17 protein-coding genes and 1 riboswitch are annotated in these 17,900 nt (G+C 63.5%); all 17 genes read left to right on the forward strand.

Annotated elements, in window-relative coordinates:
* The first annotated feature begins 6 nt into the window (after positions 1-6).
* Positions 7-231: a DUF3188 domain-containing protein gene (locus KBY90_RS01765; protein ID WP_254966674.1), complete on the forward strand. Its 225-nt coding sequence runs from the start codon at positions 7-9 to the stop codon at positions 229-231.
* An 18-nt stretch (positions 232-249) separates the two neighbouring features.
* Positions 250-861, forward strand: a complete 612-nt coding sequence (locus KBY90_RS01770) for a HEAT repeat domain-containing protein (protein WP_254966675.1) — start codon at positions 250-252, stop codon at positions 859-861.
* 16 nt (positions 862-877) lie between these two features.
* Positions 878-992, forward strand: a riboswitch (TPP riboswitch).
* Positions 993-1,086: 94 nt separating this feature from the next.
* On the forward strand, positions 1,087-2,469 hold the full coding sequence (gene thiC, locus KBY90_RS01775) for a phosphomethylpyrimidine synthase ThiC (RefSeq protein WP_254966676.1): 1,383 nt from the start codon (positions 1,087-1,089) through the stop codon (positions 2,467-2,469).
* 1,238 nt (positions 2,470-3,707) lie between these two features.
* Entirely contained in the window at positions 3,708-5,996 is a 2,289-nt protein-coding gene (locus KBY90_RS01780) for a hypothetical protein (protein WP_254966677.1), read from the forward strand.
* Positions 5,997-6,248: 252 nt separating this feature from the next.
* The gene (locus KBY90_RS01785) at positions 6,249-6,488 is read left to right on the forward strand and encodes a DUF4160 domain-containing protein (RefSeq protein ID WP_254966678.1); all 240 of its coding nucleotides are present in this window, start codon (positions 6,249-6,251) and stop codon (positions 6,486-6,488) included.
* Between the two features lie 31 nt (positions 6,489-6,519).
* A complete protein-coding gene (locus KBY90_RS01790; protein ID WP_254966679.1) occupies positions 6,520-6,753 on the forward strand; it encodes a DUF2442 domain-containing protein in 234 nt (77 codons plus the stop codon).
* A gap of 1,632 nt (positions 6,754-8,385) precedes the next feature.
* Positions 8,386-8,718, forward strand: coding sequence for a type II toxin-antitoxin system HicB family antitoxin (locus KBY90_RS01795; protein ID WP_254966680.1), 333 nt, complete (start codon positions 8,386-8,388; stop codon positions 8,716-8,718).
* 126 nt (positions 8,719-8,844) lie between these two features.
* On the forward strand, positions 8,845-9,324 hold the full coding sequence (locus tag KBY90_RS01800; protein ID WP_254966681.1) for a GNAT family N-acetyltransferase: 480 nt from the start codon (positions 8,845-8,847) through the stop codon (positions 9,322-9,324).
* Positions 9,325-9,457: 133 nt separating this feature from the next.
* Positions 9,458-9,739 carry a hypothetical protein gene (locus KBY90_RS01805; protein WP_254966683.1) on the forward strand — a complete coding sequence of 94 codons (282 nt, stop codon included), beginning with the start codon at positions 9,458-9,460 and terminating at the stop codon, positions 9,737-9,739.
* A 224-nt stretch (positions 9,740-9,963) separates the two neighbouring features.
* Entirely contained in the window at positions 9,964-10,206 is a 243-nt protein-coding gene (locus KBY90_RS15135; protein WP_396122483.1) for an AbrB/MazE/SpoVT family DNA-binding domain-containing protein, read from the forward strand.
* Positions 10,207-10,241: 35 nt separating this feature from the next.
* Positions 10,242-10,580, forward strand: a complete 339-nt coding sequence (locus tag KBY90_RS01810; protein WP_254966685.1) for a type II toxin-antitoxin system PemK/MazF family toxin — start codon at positions 10,242-10,244, stop codon at positions 10,578-10,580.
* A gap of 229 nt (positions 10,581-10,809) precedes the next feature.
* Complete coding sequence (locus tag KBY90_RS01815) at positions 10,810-11,823, forward strand: acetylserotonin O-methyltransferase (protein ID WP_254966687.1); 1,014 nt, start codon at positions 10,810-10,812, stop codon at positions 11,821-11,823.
* A gap of 18 nt (positions 11,824-11,841) precedes the next feature.
* On the forward strand, positions 11,842-12,867 hold the full coding sequence (locus KBY90_RS01820; protein ID WP_254966688.1) for a retropepsin-like aspartic protease: 1,026 nt from the start codon (positions 11,842-11,844) through the stop codon (positions 12,865-12,867).
* Between the two features lie 21 nt (positions 12,868-12,888).
* Positions 12,889-13,530, forward strand: a complete 642-nt coding sequence (locus tag KBY90_RS01825; RefSeq protein WP_254966689.1) for a hypothetical protein — start codon at positions 12,889-12,891, stop codon at positions 13,528-13,530.
* Positions 13,531-13,562: 32 nt separating this feature from the next.
* Positions 13,563-16,442 carry a hypothetical protein gene (locus KBY90_RS01830; RefSeq protein WP_254966690.1) on the forward strand — a complete coding sequence of 960 codons (2,880 nt, stop codon included), beginning with the start codon at positions 13,563-13,565 and terminating at the stop codon, positions 16,440-16,442.
* Between the two features lie 111 nt (positions 16,443-16,553).
* Positions 16,554-17,114: a hypothetical protein gene (locus tag KBY90_RS01835; protein ID WP_254966692.1), complete on the forward strand. Its 561-nt coding sequence runs from the start codon at positions 16,554-16,556 to the stop codon at positions 17,112-17,114.
* A gap of 7 nt (positions 17,115-17,121) precedes the next feature.
* Positions 17,122-17,880, forward strand: coding sequence for an alpha/beta hydrolase (locus KBY90_RS01840; RefSeq protein WP_254966694.1), 759 nt, complete (start codon positions 17,122-17,124; stop codon positions 17,878-17,880).
* The last annotated feature ends 20 nt before the right edge of the window (positions 17,881-17,900 follow it).

Genomic DNA, 17,900 nt, shown 5'->3' on the forward strand with positions numbered 1-17,900 from the left:
GTGGCCTTGAAGTCCGCCCGTCACCGGCCGCTGCGCGATGCGCTGCTGGCGCTCTCGGCGCCGCTGCTGATCCTGGTGGCGCTGGTGGTGCTGCTGCAGCGCCAGGGCCGCGACCGCATCCAGGCGGTGCCGGCCCTGCTGATCGGCGGCAGCCTGATGGTGGCCAGCCGGGTGCGGCGCCAGCGGCGCCGGCGGGCGCTGCTGCAGGCTCTTCGCCAGGAGCGCCGCTGAGGCAGGCAAGCTGGTGGCATGAGCAACCCGCCCGATCTGCAGCAGCTGCGCGACGCCATCACCAGCGGCGATCCCGGCCGCTCCATGCCCGCCCTGGCGGCCCTGCGCGAGGTGGCGGTGGAGGAGGCGGTGCCGCTGCTGCTGCTGGGGCTGGAGCAGGAGGCCTTCCTGGTGCGCTCGCTGAGCTGCGCCGGGCTGGGGGTGAAGCGCAACGAGGCCGGCTGGCAGGCGCTGGTGCGGGCTGTCGAGCACGACCCCGATGCCAATGTGCGCGCCGAGGCGGCCAACTCGCTGGTGAGCCATGGACTGGAGCGGGCCTGGCCGCTGCTGCTCAAGGCCTTCCGCCGCGACGACCAGTGGCTCGTGCGCTGCAGTGTGCTCTCGGCGGTGGCGGAGCACCCCGAAGCCCCGGCCGGGGGGCTGCTGGAGCTGGCCAGCCTGGCGGTGGACGCCGGCGACGGCACGGTGCGGGTGGGCGGCGCCGAGATCCTCGGCCGGCTGGTGAAGCAGGGGCAGGCGGGACCGGATGACGGTGAGATCGCCTCGGCGGCCCGCGGGATGCTGCAGCGGCTGCAGGCCGATGCCGACCACCGGGTGGTGGCGGCGGCGCTGAATGGCCTGCAGGGCTGAACCGCGGCTAGGGTTCGGAAGTCACTAGGGGTGCCCGGTGAGCGGCTGCGTGCCGCCCACTCCGGGCTGAGATCACACCCTCCGAACCTGATCCGGGTCATGCCGGCGCAGGGAAGTGAGCCGCCCGCCGCTCCGGTGGGCGCTGCGATCTCGGCATCCGGAACCGGACCCCCGTCTCGGCCGCTGGTCGGCCGCTCCCCGTTCCGTTCTTTGCCCCACCCCGTCATGCGCAGCGCCTGGATCGAGAAGCGACGCGGCCACGCCAACGTGAGCCAGATGCACTACGCCCGGCAGGGGGTGGTGACCGAGGAGATGGCCTTCGTGGCCCAGCGGGAGAACCTGCCCGAGACGCTGGTGATGGAGGAAGTGGCCCGAGGCCGGATGATCATCCCGGCCAACATCAATCACCCCAACCTGGAGCCGATGGCGATCGGCATCGCCAGCAAGTGCAAGGTGAACGCCAACATCGGCGCCTCGCCCAATGCCAGCGATGTGAGCGAAGAGCTGAAGAAGCTGGAGCTGGCAGTGAAGTATGGCGCCGACACGGTGATGGATCTCTCCACCGGCGGCGTGAACCTCGATGAGGTGCGCACGGCGATCATCAACGCCTCGCCGGTGCCGATCGGCACGGTGCCGGTGTATCAGGCGCTGGAGAGCGTGCACGGCTCGATCGAGAAGCTTAGCGAAGACGATTTTCTGCACATCATCGAGAAGCACTGCCAGCAGGGGGTGGACTACCAGACCATCCACGCCGGCCTGCTGATCGAGCATCTGCCGCTGGTGAAGGGCCGGCTCACCGGCATCGTGAGCCGCGGCGGCGGCATCCTGGCCCAGTGGATGCTCTACCACCACAAACAGAACCCGCTGTACACCCGCTTCGAGGACATCTGCGAGATCTTCAAGCGCTACGACTGCAGCTTCTCGCTGGGGGATTCTCTGCGGCCGGGCTGCCAGCACGACGCCTCCGATGCCGCCCAGCTGGCGGAACTGAAGACCCTCGGTGAACTCACCCGGCGCGCCTGGCAGCACGACGTGCAGGTGATGGTGGAGGGTCCGGGCCATGTGCCGATGGATCAGATCGAGTTCAACGTGAAGAAGCAGATGGAGGAGTGCAGCGAGGCGCCCTTCTATGTGCTCGGTCCGCTGGTGACCGACATCGCCCCGGGGTATGACCACATCACCAGCGCCATCGGCGCGGCCCTGGCGGGCTGGCACGGCACGGCGATGCTCTGCTACGTGACGCCCAAGGAACACCTCGGCCTGCCCAATCCGGAGGATGTGAGGGAGGGCCTGATCGCCTACAAGATCGCCGCCCACGCTGCCGACATCGCCCGCCACCGTCCCGGCGCCCGCGACCGCGACGACGAGCTCAGCCGCGCCCGCTACGCCTTCGACTGGAACCGGCAGTTCGAGCTGAGCCTGGATCCGGAGCGGGCCCGCGAGTATCACGACGAAACCCTGCCGGCCGACATCTACAAGCAGGCGGAGTTCTGCTCGATGTGCGGCCCCAAGCACTGCCCGATGCAGACCAAGATCACCGACGAGGACCTCGAGGGCCTGGTGGAGGTGCTGGAGCAGCAGAAGGCGGAGCAGGCCGCGGCGGTGTGAGCCGGATCGAGGCGATCGCCGTCTCCTTCTGGAAAGCGCCTGCCCAGTCGGCCAGCCCTAGCGCTGCCACCGCCGGATGCCGCGATCAACCCAAGGCGATCGACGGGTCGGCGAGCCAGGACTTCAAACCTCCGGCTCGCGAATCACCCTGGGCTGTCTCCCCGTGCGGCCAGGTGTTGTGTATCGGCAGGAACAAGTGGTTATCGGGTCCGCGAACCACTCCTGCATTGGGCCGATCATGCCCGTGAAGCACTGCGCCACAGTGCTTTTCCGATATCCTCGGCATCATGAGCGTGTGGTTATCGGAAACGGCAGCCCCGGTTGGCTTGGTTCACGGAACCGGCTAAAGACAGCGTTATGCGGCTGCTGTTGAAATGACAAACGTATGAAGTGGCTGAAAAAGGCTGTCCTTTGGCTCTGGACTGAGACTCTTGGCAATGTTGGCAAGGTCATCGCAGCCGCAGTTGCTGCCTTAATACTCGGACTGTTTCCGTTGCCAGTAATCCGGACGTGGCTTAAAGCGGAGAGCACTTGGCCAAACTGGCTTCTATCTATCCTGCTTCTGATTTCCCTTACTGCTCTTTTGTTCATTGGCAGGGACGCAATTGACCGTTGGAAGGCCAGGAAGTTCTCGCTTTTGATTACTGATCAGAATCTTGGCCTCCTTTGGAGAATCCATAAACCGATCGAGCTATGGGTGGGTATAAACCTCAAGAACGCCAGTCAGGCGACAATCGACTCAGTAATCGATGGGCCATACGATTCCATCAATGGGTGTTACGCTCCCTTATCTGTGGGCGTTCAAGACGTAGCCTCTGTATGCACGAGATGCGGACGCAAGGTGGCTATCGCGAGCGTCACTCCGCGCAAGGAAAGCCATCGGCTGACAAACTCTCCGATTGCACAGGGAGCGAACTTTCCAATAGTGCTTATGAAAAAGTGTATTCTAATAGCACTCCAACAGCGCCATCTTCGAGGCCAGCGGATAAAGTCTGGACTTCGAATTAGCGATGTCCCATATCCATCTGTCTTTCAGTAAGCTCATATTGCACCGCATAACATCAAGATACAGCGGACGGGCCGAGAAACTGCTAGTGATCCCCTTGGGATCCTCCCCGCCGCTGATCTTGGCGTTATGCCGATCTACTACCATTGATCCGAGTCAATCGAGATATGCTCCTTTCTTTTCGAAAAGACCGATCACGTGTACCTAGTCGTTCTCAAGACAACTAGGAAAGATGTACGCGTTGCACACCCTTGGATGGAATGACTTTCAGCGGCTATGTCTCACGATCACAAGAGAGATTCTGGGCCAGACAGTCGAGTCGTTTCTTGATTCTCATGATGGCGGGAGAGATGGAGCATTTACAGGGACCTGGAATGTTGCGGGAGGGGAGAGCCTGAGAGGCTCCTTCGTAATCCAATGCAAGTTTACTAGCAAGATTAATTCAGTCTTGAGGCGGTCGGATCTGAGGGACGAAGTCGAAAAAGCAAAGAAGCTTGTGGGGAAGGGTCTTTGCGATTCTTATGTGCTCATGACGAACGCGGGGGTCTCCGGAGTAGCAGATGAATGGATTAAAGCCCTCTTTAAAGACGCCGGGGTCAACTACGTTGCGACATTCGGCTCAAGTTGGATAAGCCAGCAGATTCGTGATAACAAACGCCTTCGCATGCTTGTCCCGAGACTATACGGTCTAGGAGATTTGAGTCAGATTCTCGACGAGCGTGCCTACGCCCAAGCTCGAACCATTCTTGAAGCGATGCGCGAAGACCTTGACAAGGTCGTTGTCACTGCCTCCTACAGGAAAGCAATTGAAGCAATTAACGAGCACGGTTTCGTCTTGCTTATTGGCGAGCCTGCTGCAGGAAAGTTGACTATCGCGTCCATGCTGGCAATGTCGGCACTCGACCAATGGAATGCATCGACGCTCAAGCTCGATGAGCCCAGCAAGGTCACAGAGCATTGGAACCCGGACGAGCCGTCACAGTTCTTCTGGCTGGACGACGCCTTCGGAGTTACCCAATATGAGGAGCCTATGGTCCGCCGATGGAATCACATCTTGCCGCAAATTAGGCCGATGCTCCGAAAAGGAGCGAAGATTGTAATGACTTCCCGCGACTACATCTACAATCGAGCACGAAATGATCTTAAGGAAAGCGCGTTTCCGCTGCTAAGGGAGAGCCAAGTCGTGATTGATGTTCAGGACCTAACTGGGGAGGAAAAGTGCCAAATCCTCTACAATCATCTTAAACTTGGAAGTCAACCACGTTCCTTTCGTACAGAGATTAAGCCCTTCCTCAAGGATATCGCAAGCCATCCACGTTTCATCCCAGAAACTGCGAGGCGTCTAGGTGATCCGCTTTTCACGAAGTCTTTATTCATTAACAAGAGTTTTATCGACCAGTTCGTGGAGAGGCGCGAACAGATACTGCAAGAGATACTTCAGTGCCTCGACGACGACAGCAAAGCGGCACTTGCGCTGATATATATGCGCAAAGGATACTTGAGCAGTCCAATTCAACTTCGAGTTTCAGAGAAACAGGCTCTTGATCGACTCGGTAGTGATTTGGGCGGATGCATAACCGCACTCGAAGCTTTGAAAGGTAGTTTTGTGCTTCTCTCTCATGCAAACGGCGAGCATGTATGGCAGTTTAGGCATCCAACAATCGGTGATGCTTATGCCGCGGCATTGCTCCAGAGTCCTGAACACCTTGGTATCTATATCGAAGGATCTGAGCCTGAACGGCTGCTCTATCAAGTGACTTGTGGCGACATCGGTATCGAAAAGGCGGTCGTACTGCCGTCCTCGCAATTTCCATCGATACTAGAGAAACTTGCTGAATTCTCGCGCACTAAGCGGTACAAGACCGAATTTCTATCGTGCTTTGATGCAAAGGAGGAGTTACAAAGATTTCTCGCCAACCGCTGCTCCAAGGAGTTCTTGGAACTCTATCTCAAGGCCAATCCTAACACGCTCAATGAAGTCGAAAATCCCGGGCTAATGCTTGACGCAGTGGCAGAGGTACGCCTAGCAATGCGCCTCCATGAAGTCGGTCTCCTGCCGGAGGACAAAAGGAAGCAGTTCGTAGAGACGGTGAGTAATTACGCTGTCGAAGGGCAGGACGCAGCCGCATTGAATGATGAAGGGATCCGATTGATGTTTACCATCGATGAGTTTGCTGAATTGGGGAGAAGAATGCGAGCAGAACTTTTGCCGAGGCTTGTAGATGTACGCCGTGATTGGGAATTCAACTACTCTTCTGATCAAGATCCAGAGGAATATATTCAGCCGCTTCTCGATATATTTGATTCTCTCAAGAGGCTGGGTGGCGTCGACAATGCTACAACTATGCTTGTCGAACACGAAGAACGTAAAGCCAGAGAATGGATTGACGAGCAAACCCCGGAAGAGGAGGAGAGAGGAGCATATCGTGAATTGGAAAATATCGAGATGCAGGACAAACCGCGAAGCGCTCGCGATATCTTTGACGATATTGATGCTGATGAGAGCGGCGGTTCTGAATGAATAGCTTACCCTCAAGTATAGTGCCTAGGAGCCGCTTACCTCCTGCTTCAGCGCTACGCTTCACAGGTCACACGAATCGAATGTATCTATAGTGCGAATGGGACGGCATAACAAGCCCCTCGAGTGGACAGGCCATCATGAAATCCCTATTGTGACCATGAATTCCTTGCCTGCCACTCAGGGGCAGCGTTGGAAAGATGCGACCAGCCATTCCAGGCGCGCCTATGCTGAGACAGGCGTTCAAGGCTTTACTTGTCACCAACCGTCTTCAGGGATGGCGAGTTTCGTTTCTTCTTCTTCTCACGGGAGGAGAGTCGTCCTCACGTCCATGTCAGTCATCCTGATGGTGAGGCGAAGTTCTGGCTCAGCCCAACCGTTGAACTCGCTCGCAACATCGGGCTAAGCTCACCGAGGATCAAAGAAGCAGAGCGCCTGGTCGAGACACGACAACTGGAGATCATCGATGCCTGGAACAACCACTTTGGCAGCTGAGGTCACGAATGTCTCTGGACATTGTGTCTGGATGCTTATCGATGATGAAGAGCTGGCGCTTCCCTATTCAGAGTTTCCCTGGTTTAAAGCGGCAACTATTCAGCAGATCCTTAACGTGCTACGTCCGACCTCGGACCATCTTTATTGGCCTGATTTAGATGTTGACTTGTCTGTCGAGTCGATACGCCATCCGGACAGGTTCCCGCTGAGGGCCAACAGCACTTTCCAACCTTGCCATACACCTGACCCGCCTCCATCAGTTTAGTGAGCCCACTGAGACTCGGAACCCGCGGCTCTTCGCGGGCAGGTGATGGCCAGCGTTGGGCACTGTCGTGTTGACTATGCGGAGGAGTGGGCAGAGGGCAGTGCCGCTTGAGGCATAGACTGGAGAATGCTGGGCTGGCTGGCTGCACCCCGCCCTCTTGTAGGGTAACTTTCATTTGTATGCGATATTGAGCGTCTACCCATGCGTGAACGTAAGAGTGCCACGAAGGTGGCTAAGTGCCTCGGCGCATGGTTGGCAAGCCTGGCTTTGGTTACGAGCACGCTTTCGGGGAATGCCGCGGCAGGGACTCGAGAAGTGTGGCGCCTTTCGCCAAGCAAGACCGGGTGGGTGGAGTATCGCTTGAGCAGCAGGCGAGACCGGTTCGGTTGCCGCGTCTTCAGGACGACCCAGCGGTGGTTCACAACAGACGTGGATAGAGGAGGTTTGCGGCCACCTCCGGAGCTGCAGGACGACTGGATGAAGGTTGGCGCAGACAGCAACTACGCCGTCAGAGGTGCGTCGGATCGGTGCTACAGATTTGATGGGCTGGCTTCGGTTGGCCTTGTCAGTTTCGAAACGCAGGACTTCGCCGTTCTCGGCGACCCAGGGCCGCGCATCAGAGTCCTTCTACGAGCAGATGTCGTAGGCAATGGGTTCGGGATACACCCAGGGCGCCCTATCCCGGGCTTTGAGCCGGCTGAATTTCAGGGAAATCGCTGCGCCTATTTCGCACTGGGCCTTCCAACCTCAGATTGGACAGAAGGCCAGCGGGTGCTCCCTGCAGTGAATGCGGACCGAGTGATGGAGCCTATCCCTCAGCAGCCTCAGGTTCAGGTGGTCTCGATTCCCCTAGACAGTACATTCACCAGCTTTTCTGTAGATGTCACCGATATCATTCGTGACTGGATCAGCCGTCGCCGACCGAATTTTGGCTTTGCCATCTTGCCATTCCAGGCCCGCGATGGCCAGTCCGTCCGGTGGGTACGCGAGGGTGATTATTGCTGGACTGGTGCTCATAATTGGCGACTTGTGTGGGTGCCGCGCAGTTAGAAGCGAGATCTACGTTAAGCCTAGGCCAGTACGTTAGGATCAACAACGGCGCACACCCCTGCTGTCTACTCCCCCAACAACCTGCACCGTCAAAGCCGTTGGAATGAATTCAAGCAGGAGTGCGACAAGGGTTCAGACACGCTCCGGTGATCGGCGGACCCGCCGCTCGATCCAGACACGCCCGACTCCCTGCCACAGACTGAATGACCTTGCTGGCTAGGCCTTTCATCTTGATGTAAACCAGCAAGGGATTGCCCAAGAACATCATGCACTCGACCCGATGCAAGTGATTTGACGATTTGCGAGGGCCGCCGAGAGCGGGTGTGGTGAGCGTTAGCCGTATTGGGTAAAGACAGGGATCCCGCCTGCTTTAGTACTGGCCTGCGGTACCATGGATGGCATGAAGCGGAAGCGCCAGCGCACCCTTGAGTTGATCTTCGCTCGGCCTGTCAGTGGCAACCTGCCATGACGGGACGTTGAAGCTCTGTTTCTAGAGCTGGGAGCAGAGGTCAGCGAGAGGGCTGGCAGTCGTGTTGCCGTTGCTTCGATCCGCAAATGGTTTGAGGAACACGGAGTCACGCCATGAATCTGATGATGGTTGATGGATACAGCGCGAAGATTGAGTATGACTCGGATGCCGACCTCTTCCGTGGTGAAATTCTAGGCTTATCTGGCGGCGCCGACTTCTATGGCGCGAACCCTGATGAGCTGCGAAGGGAGTTCAAGCGATCGCTGGATGTGTTCCTGGAGGTTTGTCGCGAGAAGGATATCGAACCCCGAAAACAGTTCTCTGGCAAGTCCAATCTGCGGATCCCTCCTGATCTCCACGAGAAGTTGGCCCTGACTGCACAGGCACAAGGCAAAAGCCTCAATTCTCTGGCCCAGGAGGCACTGGAGAAAAGTGTCACCGCGTAGCAACGCGGCTAACACAGCCATGCACCTGACCCGCCCCCTGCAGATTTTTGAACCGAAAGAGATCTCGAACCCCAGCTCTCTGCGGGCAGGTGATGGCCAGCGTTGGGCCTACTTTGAAAACATACGATGATTCAAGTCTTTGAGGCAGATCTTTCACTTTTGGAGCACGCAAGCGCTGTTGTTGAGCTCATGGATGAGTATTCACGCGACCCCATGGGTGGAGGCAAAGCGCTACCCTCGTTTGTGAGGAACAATCTCGTTTCTGAGCTTAGGAAGCGCGATGCTGCACATGTTATTCTTGCCTTCGTCGACGGCAAGCCAGCAGGCCTTGTTATATGTCTGGAAGGTTTCAGCACATTTGCATGTCGGCCGCTACTGAACGTTCACGACGCGATCGTATCTGTTGAGCACCGAGGCCGTGGACTCTGCAAGCGTATGCTGGAGGTTGCGGAAGCAGTTGCTCACAGACTCGGCTGCTGCAAGATGACGCTGGAAGTACTAGAAGGTAACGTTGTAGCCCAAGCCGCCTATGAGTCCTGTGGTTTCGCGGGTTATGAGCTGGATCCACGTATGGGTAAAGCCATGTTTTGGGAGAAGAAGCTCTAGCCGGTTGATTCTTCCCCACACAGGCAGTTGAAGGGCTAACCCCGCGACTGAGCCGTTCGTCGACCGAATAGCACGTACTTCCCGCTCGCTCTTTTTGTCACTCAATATGCTCGCGCCACCTAGGTCAAGTGTCTTGAACTACGCCAAGGACCTCCAGTCGGTCTCGCAGTTCTATGTGAAGCTGCTGCCAGCAAAGGTGCCCCTCGCAGACATAGAGCACCGAGTCTTGCAATCAGCGGATGCTAAGCGGATCATTCACGCTATTCCTGCCCAGTACTCAGAAGGGATTGAGATAACTGCGCCGCCATCAGCGTTCGAGAAGCAAGCCATCAAGCCGTTCTTCACTGTCGCCAGCTTGGAGAATGCCAGGCATGTTGCAGGGGAATCGGGTGGCTTGACTTGTGGGCCGGTGTAGCCGGGACCGAGCATGCGAGTAAGAAATATCTACGACTCTGAGGGCGGCATCATCCGCCCTCGCCAAAGTGCACCCTAACCAGACCCTTGAGTGGAAGGGCCGCCTGCGATTCGTTGCTTGCGCTCTACAGTTCTTGCCTGCCACTCAGGGGCAGCGTTACAGAGATGGTGGCGAAGCACCTGCATCCCAAAACTTTATACTCGCCATATAGCCACAGGGTTGCCATGTGGACGCGCGTCCAGATATGGGGAAACAGTCTCGGGGTGCGCATCCCGCGTGGTCTGGCTGGGGAGGTTGGTCTTGGTGCTGGTGTTGAAGTGAGCTTGACTGCAAAGGATGGCGAGCTTGTCCTGAAGCTGGCTTTTCCTGCTCGACTCAGTCTTGATGATCTCTTGGTAGAGGTCTCTGAGAGCAATCTCCACTCGTCTGTTGATACGGGAGCGGTTGTCCGGGCTGAGTTCTTCTAGTGACAGCTGCATGCGTCCCTGATTGAGGGGATTTAGTGTGGCTTGAATTCACACCGCAGACAGGAAGTGGGCAGGTCGGAAGGCGACCTGCATTGGTGATCTCGCCGAAGGCCTGCAACGCAAAGGTTGGGCTGGCTTTATTCTGTCCACCTTTATTCTGTCCACTGACTTCTCGTGTCAAGGGTTATCCATTTGAGGTGGACTTGCCAAAGGGTAGCGGCGAGATCGGCGTCGTTCTCGCAGATCAGCTCAAGAGCCTTCACTGGCGTGCGCAGAGAGCAAAGCTGATTGAGCGTGCGTCGGCTGAGATTCTGGCGATGGTTACATCAAGAATCCTTCCTCTGATGATTCCTGACCATGCTGCCCCTCTCTGACACGGCCATTCACCTGACCCGCCACCGCAGTATCGCTTGGCCCATGGGTTCACTTCTGCTCCACTCTCTGCGGCCAGGTGATGGCGAGCGTTCCACCATCTCAATCCCCTTCCATTAACTGGTCCACGAGTGACTGCGCCATCTCGGCCCACGTGCTAGTCCATGAACGCAGGCCCTCCACTCACGCTGGGCTTGTCCGGTCCGACCACTCCCACCAGCCGCAGGCACGATGGATTCCCAGCCCAATCCCGAGACGATCCTGCAGACGGGATTGGCCTTCTGGTCGTCGAAGGTGCTGCTCAGCGCCATCGAGATCGGCGTGTTCACCGAACTCGCCCGTGGTCCTGAATCGTTCGACGCCCTCAGCGCCCGGCTGGGGCTGCACCCGCGCGCGGCGCGGGACTTCCTCGATGCCCTCGTGGCCCTCGGCTTCCTGCAGCGCACGGGAACCAGCTATGCGAACACGGCTGACACCGATCTCTTCCTGGATCGCCACAAGCCCTCCTACATCGGCGGGATTCTGGAGATGGCCAACCACCGCCTCTATCCCTCCTGGGCCCATCTCACCGAGGCCCTGCGCACCGGCCAGCCCCAGAACGAACTCAGGAACGGCGGCGTCGGCCTGTTCGAGACCATCTATGCCGACCCGGCCCGCCTCAAGGAGTTTCTGGCGGCCATGACCGGCGTCAGCCGGGGCGCCAACGTCGCCATCGCCCACACCTTTCCCTGGGGCGATCAGCGCACCTTCGTCGACATCGGCACCGCCCAGGGCGACCTGGCGGTTCAGATCGCCCTGGCCCATCCCCACCTGCAGGGGTTCGGTTTCGATCTGCCCGAGGTGGCCCCGATCTTCGAGGAGTACGTCCATGCCCAGGGGCTGGACGATCGGCTCTCGTTCGTGCCCGGCGACTTCTTCCAGCAGGACCTGCCCAAAGCCGACGTGGTGCTGATGGGCCACATCCTGCACGACTGGGACCTGCCCACCAAGCGGATGCTGATCGCCAAGGCCTTCGCGGCCCTCCCGGCCGGCGGTGCCCTCGTGGTCTACGAGGCCCTCATCGACGACGACCGCTCCACCAACGCCTTCGGGCTGCTGATGAGCCTGAACATGCTGATCGAAACTCCCGGCGGCTTCGACTACACCGGCGCCGACTGCTGCGGCTGGATGCGGGAGGCCGGTTTTTCCAGCACCCGGGTGCAGCCGCTGGTGGGGCCCGATTCAATGGTGGTCGGCATCAAGTAGCCGCAACCCCTGGCACCGATGGGAAAGCTCCGCTGGATTCTTCAGCGCCGGCTGGCGTCAGCCCTGGCGGTGCCTCTGCTGGCGCTGCTGCCTGCCACCGCCACCCCCAGCGTCAGCGCCAAAACCCGCGATGCCGCGGCCCTGATCCAGGTGAAGGGGGCACCGCTGCGGGCCGGCCTGCTGCAGGGATCGGCCAGTGCGCCCCTGGTGCGGGCCGCCGGTGGCGACACGCCGGTGCTCAGCTTCCGCACCAGCGGGCCCGGCAGCAGCGCCGAGCCGGTGCGCTTCCTGGTGGACACCGGTGCCTCCAACACCCTGGTGTCGCCGGCCCTGGTGCGACGGCTGGCCCTTGCCAGCACCCCCATCCCCGCCGATCAGTTCGGCCTGGTGGGCGCGGGCCGCAGCTGCGCGGATCTCAACCCCCAGCGCACCACCCTGCCCACCCTGCGCCTCAGCGGTGGCGCGGGGCTGCTCGAGATCCGCGGAGCCGAAGCCCTGGTGCTGGCCACCGGTGGTCTGCCCGAGGGGGTGGACGGAGTGCTCGGCGCGCCGTTGCTGCGGCAGCTGCCGCTGTGGGTGGACCCGCCGGCCGGCCGCCTCGCCCTGGGCTCGCCGGCCGTGGTCGCCGCCGAGCGGCAGGCCGCCGCCGCGCCCGGCGCGGCCACCCTCCTGCCCCTGCGCTGGAGCGGCGGCGTGCCATTGCTGCCCTTGACCACCCCCGCCGGCAGCATGCCGGCCCTGGCCGACACCGGCGCCGAGGGGCTGTTCATCACCCCGGCCCTGGGCCGGCGCCTGACGGCCGGGGCGGCACCGCAACCGGTGCGCATCGCCGGCTTCTGCGGCCTGCAGCGCGCCCAGCGCTTCTCCGTGTCCGGCATCGGCCTCGCCGCCGGTGCCCCCGCCCGGCCGGCCGAGGTGATCGTCACCGACGATCCGATCTTCGCGTCGGTGGGCGCCGAGGCGATCGTGGGCCAGGAGCTGCTGCGCCACCACCGCCAGTTCTGGCGCCTCGACCAGCAGCCGCCCAGCCTGCTGCTGTGGTGAGCCGCCCACAGGGATGGATCCGTGATCGACACCTTCACCGAGCTGGTGGGCCACACCCTGGGGCTCCATCCCGACGGCTTCCGGATGCTCGCCGCCGGTCAGGTGCCGGCCTGGTGGGGCGTGCTGATCGCCCTGCTCGCCGCCCTCTCCCAGGGCGTGGGCCATGCCTTCATCCTGTTCGTGAACCGGGTGTCACCGCTGCGCTTTGTCCTCAGCCTGGTGGTGGAGGCGATCCTGCTGGTGGTGGGCTTTCTCTTCTGGGCCCTGAGCACCTGGCTGGTGGCCCGCCTGGCCTTCGCCGTGCCCGTGCGCCCTTCCGCCGTGGTGCTGGCCCTGGGCGTGGCCCACGCCCCCCAGCTGCTGGCCTTCCTCGGCGCCCTGCCCTACCTGGGCGTGCCCTGGCTCACCCTGCTCTCCCTGTGGACGGCGATCGCCTTCGTGGTGGCCCTGGTGGAGGTGGCCGGGCTGGGGGCCTGGCAGGCCTTCATGGCCCTGCTGGGCGGCTGGCTGGTGATGCTGCTGCTGCAGCGGCGCGCCGGCCAGCCGCTGATGCGCCTGGGCCGTGGCCTGCTCAACCGCGCCGCCGGGGTGCAGCTGGTGCGCGACCGCCGCGCCCTGCGCGCCCTGTCCGCCTCCGGGCCCAGCGGCCGGCCACCGCGATGAGCCCCCACTGATGAGCTCCCACTGAGGCCGCCATGAGGCTCTGGATGCGCCGCCACCGCCGCCGGCTGCTCACCGCCCTGGTGCTGCTGCTGGCCCTGGTGCTGCCCGGCACCGGCCTGCTGCTGGCCCTGGCCCGGCAGGCACTGGTGCGCAGCTTCGGGCTGGTGGTGGATCTGATCGGCATCGGCCTGGTGCTGTTTCTGATCGCCGCCTTCCTCGCCCCGCTGGAGGCGCTGGGCTGGTGGGCCGGCTGGTTCGGCGATGGCGAGGAGGGGCCCGCCAGCCTGGGCGAGCTGGCGGTTCCCATGGCCCCGGAGCGCCCCGTGCGGCGCTGGTTGGTGTATCTCGACGGCATCGGCCAGGCCTCCCAGGAGGCCCTGCCGGAGGGGGAGGACTTCCTGCGCCGCCTGGCGGCGGCCCTGCCGGCCGACATCGCCATCCTGCGCGGCCTGATGCCCTACTCGATCAGCAACCAGCCGCTCACCGAGGGCCGCTGGCTGGCGCGCTTCTGGCGCTGGGTGGAGCTGTGGCGCGTGCGCCGTCCCCTCGCCTGGCTGGGGCTGCTGGTGAACCTGCGCAACCTCACCGTGGTGGCGGTGTCGGCCGACGGCCGCTACGGCCCCCTCTACAACGCCGGCATGGCCGAGCTGATCGTGCAGTCGCTCCTGGCCAACGGCTACCCCGCCGGCGGCGGCACGCCCATCACCCTGCTGGGCTTCAGCGGCGGCGGCCAGATCTCGCTCGGGGCCCTGCCCCACCTGCGCCGGCTGCTCGGCGCCCCGGTGGAGGTGATCTCCCTGGCGGGGGTGTTCGCCGGCAACAACCGCTTCCTGCAGGCCGAGCACCTCTTCCACCTGGTGGGGGAGCGCGACACGGTGGCCCCCCTGGGCTCGATCCTGTTTCCCCGCCGCTGGGCCGTTCACCACTACTCGGACTGGAACCGGGCGCTGCGGCGCGGCAGGGTGACGCGGGTGCCCCTGGGTCCGGTGGGTCACGAACTGCCGGGCGGCGTGATGGACACCCGGCTCACCCTCCCCGACGGACGCACCCCCATGCAGCAGACGGTGGATCTGGTGAGCGCCATCGTTGCCGCACCCCCCGGGGGCGAGGCGGAGCAGACGGCGGGCGGCGCCAACTACCGGCGCTTCCTCGCCAACCGCTGGCACCGCCCCGATGCGGCCCGCGACCTGGCGCCCCTGAGCGATCCACGCATTCAGCCGCGGCCGCACTGGATCGGCCGGCTGATCCTGCCGGCGGCCGACGCGCGCGACGGCAGCGTGGGCTTCGAGGTGCTGCAGGCGCCGCCGGGCTGGCAGCACTGCCGCGGCCGGATCGCCGCCCTCCGCTGGCGTGATCCCGCCCTGGCCCAGGTGACGATGGACGTGCGCTTCAGCGACGAGACCCGCGACAGCGCCCGCGGCGGCAACCTGCACCCGCTGCGGCTCGACGGCTGGCCCCAGGTGACCCCGCTGGAGTCGCTGGCCGGCGCCCGTCCCGACGATGACGTGCTGGTGCGGCTCGATGGGCCGGTGAGCGTGGAGGGGGGCGAGCTGTCCCCCGCGGGCACGAACCCGGCGGCGGACCTGCACCTGGAGGTGACGGCCGAACCGCTGCAGACCGCCGGTCTGGCCCGGGCCCTGGTGCGCTTCCTGCGGCCCCTCGACGGCGACGCCTGGGAGGCCCTGGCCTTCGATCCGGCCCGCGGCGACTTCAGCGGTCCGCCGCTGCGCCTGCGCCTGCCGGAACCGCTGGCCAACCAGGAGGGCATCCTGCCCGCCACCTCCGCGGATCTGGCAGGCAGCGAGCTCAACGGCGAGGGCTGGCTGGTGAGCGGCGTGCCCGACGGCGCCGGCGGTTTCGTGGTGCAGGCCCTGCTGCCGCGGCGGCTGCGCCGCCTGCCGCCCCAGCGGGTGATCGCCGATCGCCGCGCCGCCTGGCGCTACGTGCGCCACCAGGCCTGGGCCGACACCACCCCCGGCGCCGCCAGCTCGGTGCTGGTGTCGCGCCGGGCCAGCGATGCCGATGCCCTGCTGGCCGAGTGGCAGGAGGGCGACCGGCTGCTGGTGCTGCACGTGTTCGGCGGCATCGGCGGCGAGCAGCGCGAGCAGGCCCTGCGCGGCGGGCTCTGCACCGGCCACTTCGCCTACGGCTTCGGCCGGGTGCTGCGCGAGCCCCTGGCCGGCGGTGAGCTCGCGGTGGCGGTGGACTACCGCCAGGTGTATGCCCACAACCCCGACGGCATCGTGGCCGGCGCCCAGGACCGCTGGCGCTACCTGGCCGAGCGGCAGTGGGGCTGGCTGGGCTGCCGGCCCGTGGCCGACATCCTGGTGCGCTTCCCGCCCTTCACCGGCACCTACACCCTCGGCGCCCCGGGGGAGGAGCGGCAGCGCTGCCCGCTGGACACCTTCGGCCGCCAGCTCACGGCGATGATGGCCCGCTACCGCATCGGCGACGGCAGCGGCGGCACGTTCGTGGGGCCGGCCCACAACTGCGCCCAGGACTCCAACCTCGCCCTGTTCGCCGCCATCCGCGACCTGGAGGCCGAGATCCGCGGCGTCGATCCCATGCGCCTGCAGCGCTGGCGCGAGCGTCAGCCGGAGCAGGCCGGGCGTCTGGCCACGCTGCTGGATATGGAGCGGATCCTGCGCGGCCGGCTGCTGCCGATCCCGCCCCTGCGCGACGACTGGGAGCGGGGCTCGGTGCGGCTGGGCAGCAGCCTCGACGACCAGCCCCTGCGCGACCTGCTCCAGGGCCTGGGCAGCTGGCGGTCGCTGCTGCCGCGCCTGGCCTGCGAAACCGTGCTGAGGGTGTTCCTCGACCTGGGCGCCTCCGCCCTGGTGCTGCGCGCCAACCAGGTGGGCGGCCGCAACCCGCGCATCGCTCCGGTGGCGCCGTTCACGATCGGCTGCTGAAGCGGTCGGAGCCAGGAGCGGACCATCAAGGCCGTGACCAGCCAGAGAGGTCGTCGACCGCTTGGACCTTGCCAGGGGGACTTACGGTGAGCCTCTCTGGCATGACGGGCGATGGCTGATCCCCGATTCTTTCGCTGTGACGGCGATACCTACGACGAGCAGGCGAACAACCCCTTCAGGAAGCCGGTTGCGGAGGCTTTCGATGAGATCACCGGCAGCGGCAATCCCTATTCGCTGAGGGGCCTGAAAACGGGTTTCGAGATCACCGAGAAGACCTTCGAAACCACCATCAGGGGTCGCCTGGAGGATTCCGGATCTGATCCATTCGATTTCAGCTTCCGCCTGGACATCGACACCAGAGGCAAGGCGGTACCCGTGAAGAACGACCCGTCAACGGCCAGGGAATTCAAGATCCGCAGAGCTGAAGGTGTGCTGCGGATCAAGGGTGAATCCGGCGTCACTCTCGGCAGCGTGGCCTTCAACCTCCGCACCCTCTCCCCGATCAAGTTGTGCCGGGAGGGGTTCGATGGAGATTTCGAGGCCATCGCCGGCAAGATCGATCCGGACCGCAGCAGCCTCAGGGGTACGGGAGCCTTCAAGGGCTTGTCGCTGGAGAGCCTCGGCAGCCTCGACGGTGGACTCATGGAGCTGATGCCGCTCGGCGTCGCCTAGAGAACCAGTGGCACGGTGGCTGGGCTGGATCGGCGGGCTGGCGCTGGCCTACGGCGGCCTCTGTCTGCTGATGGCCATGACCCAGCGCTCCTTCATCTACTTCCCCAGGCCAGCCGGTGATCCCTCCGGCCGGCTGGCGCTGGAGGTGGAGGGCACGCGGGTGCTGGTGGCCCATCGGCCCCATCCCGGGCCCCGGGCGCTGATCTACTTCGGCGGCAACGCTGAAGATGTCTCCCTCACCCGCGCAGAGCTGGCGGCCCTGCTGCCGGACACGGCCCTCTATCTGCTCCACTACCGCGGCTACGGCGGCAGCGAGGGCCGGCCCAGCGAGACGGCCCTGCGCGCCGACGCCCGGGCCCTCTACGCCCATGTGGCCGAGCGCCACAGCGCGATCACCTTGGTGGGCCGCAGCCTGGGCACCGGTCCGGCGGTGCACCTGGCCGCCACCCGGCCGGTGCAGCGGCTGGTGCTGCTGGTGCCCTTCGACAGCCTGGCGGCGGTGGCCCGCGGCGCCATGCCCTGGCTGCCGGTGGATCTGCTGCTGCGCGACCGCTGGGATGCGGCCGACGAGGCCCCGAAGGTGCGCGTCCCCACCACGATCGTGGCGGCGGCCTTCGATGCGGTGGTGCCCACGCGCCACGCCGAAGCCCTGCATCGCGCCTTCCCGCCCGGCGTGGCCGAGCTGGTGCTGGTTCCCGACCTCGACCACAACACGCCCATCCTCGATTCGCCGGCCTTCCGCGCTGCCCTGGCGGGACCCCGCTAAGGACTGTGACCCTCACCGGC

The organism is Cyanobium sp. CH-040, from assembly GCF_024346135.1.
In the GTDB taxonomy this organism is placed as follows: Bacteria; Cyanobacteriota; Cyanobacteriia; order PCC-6307; family Cyanobiaceae; genus NIES-981.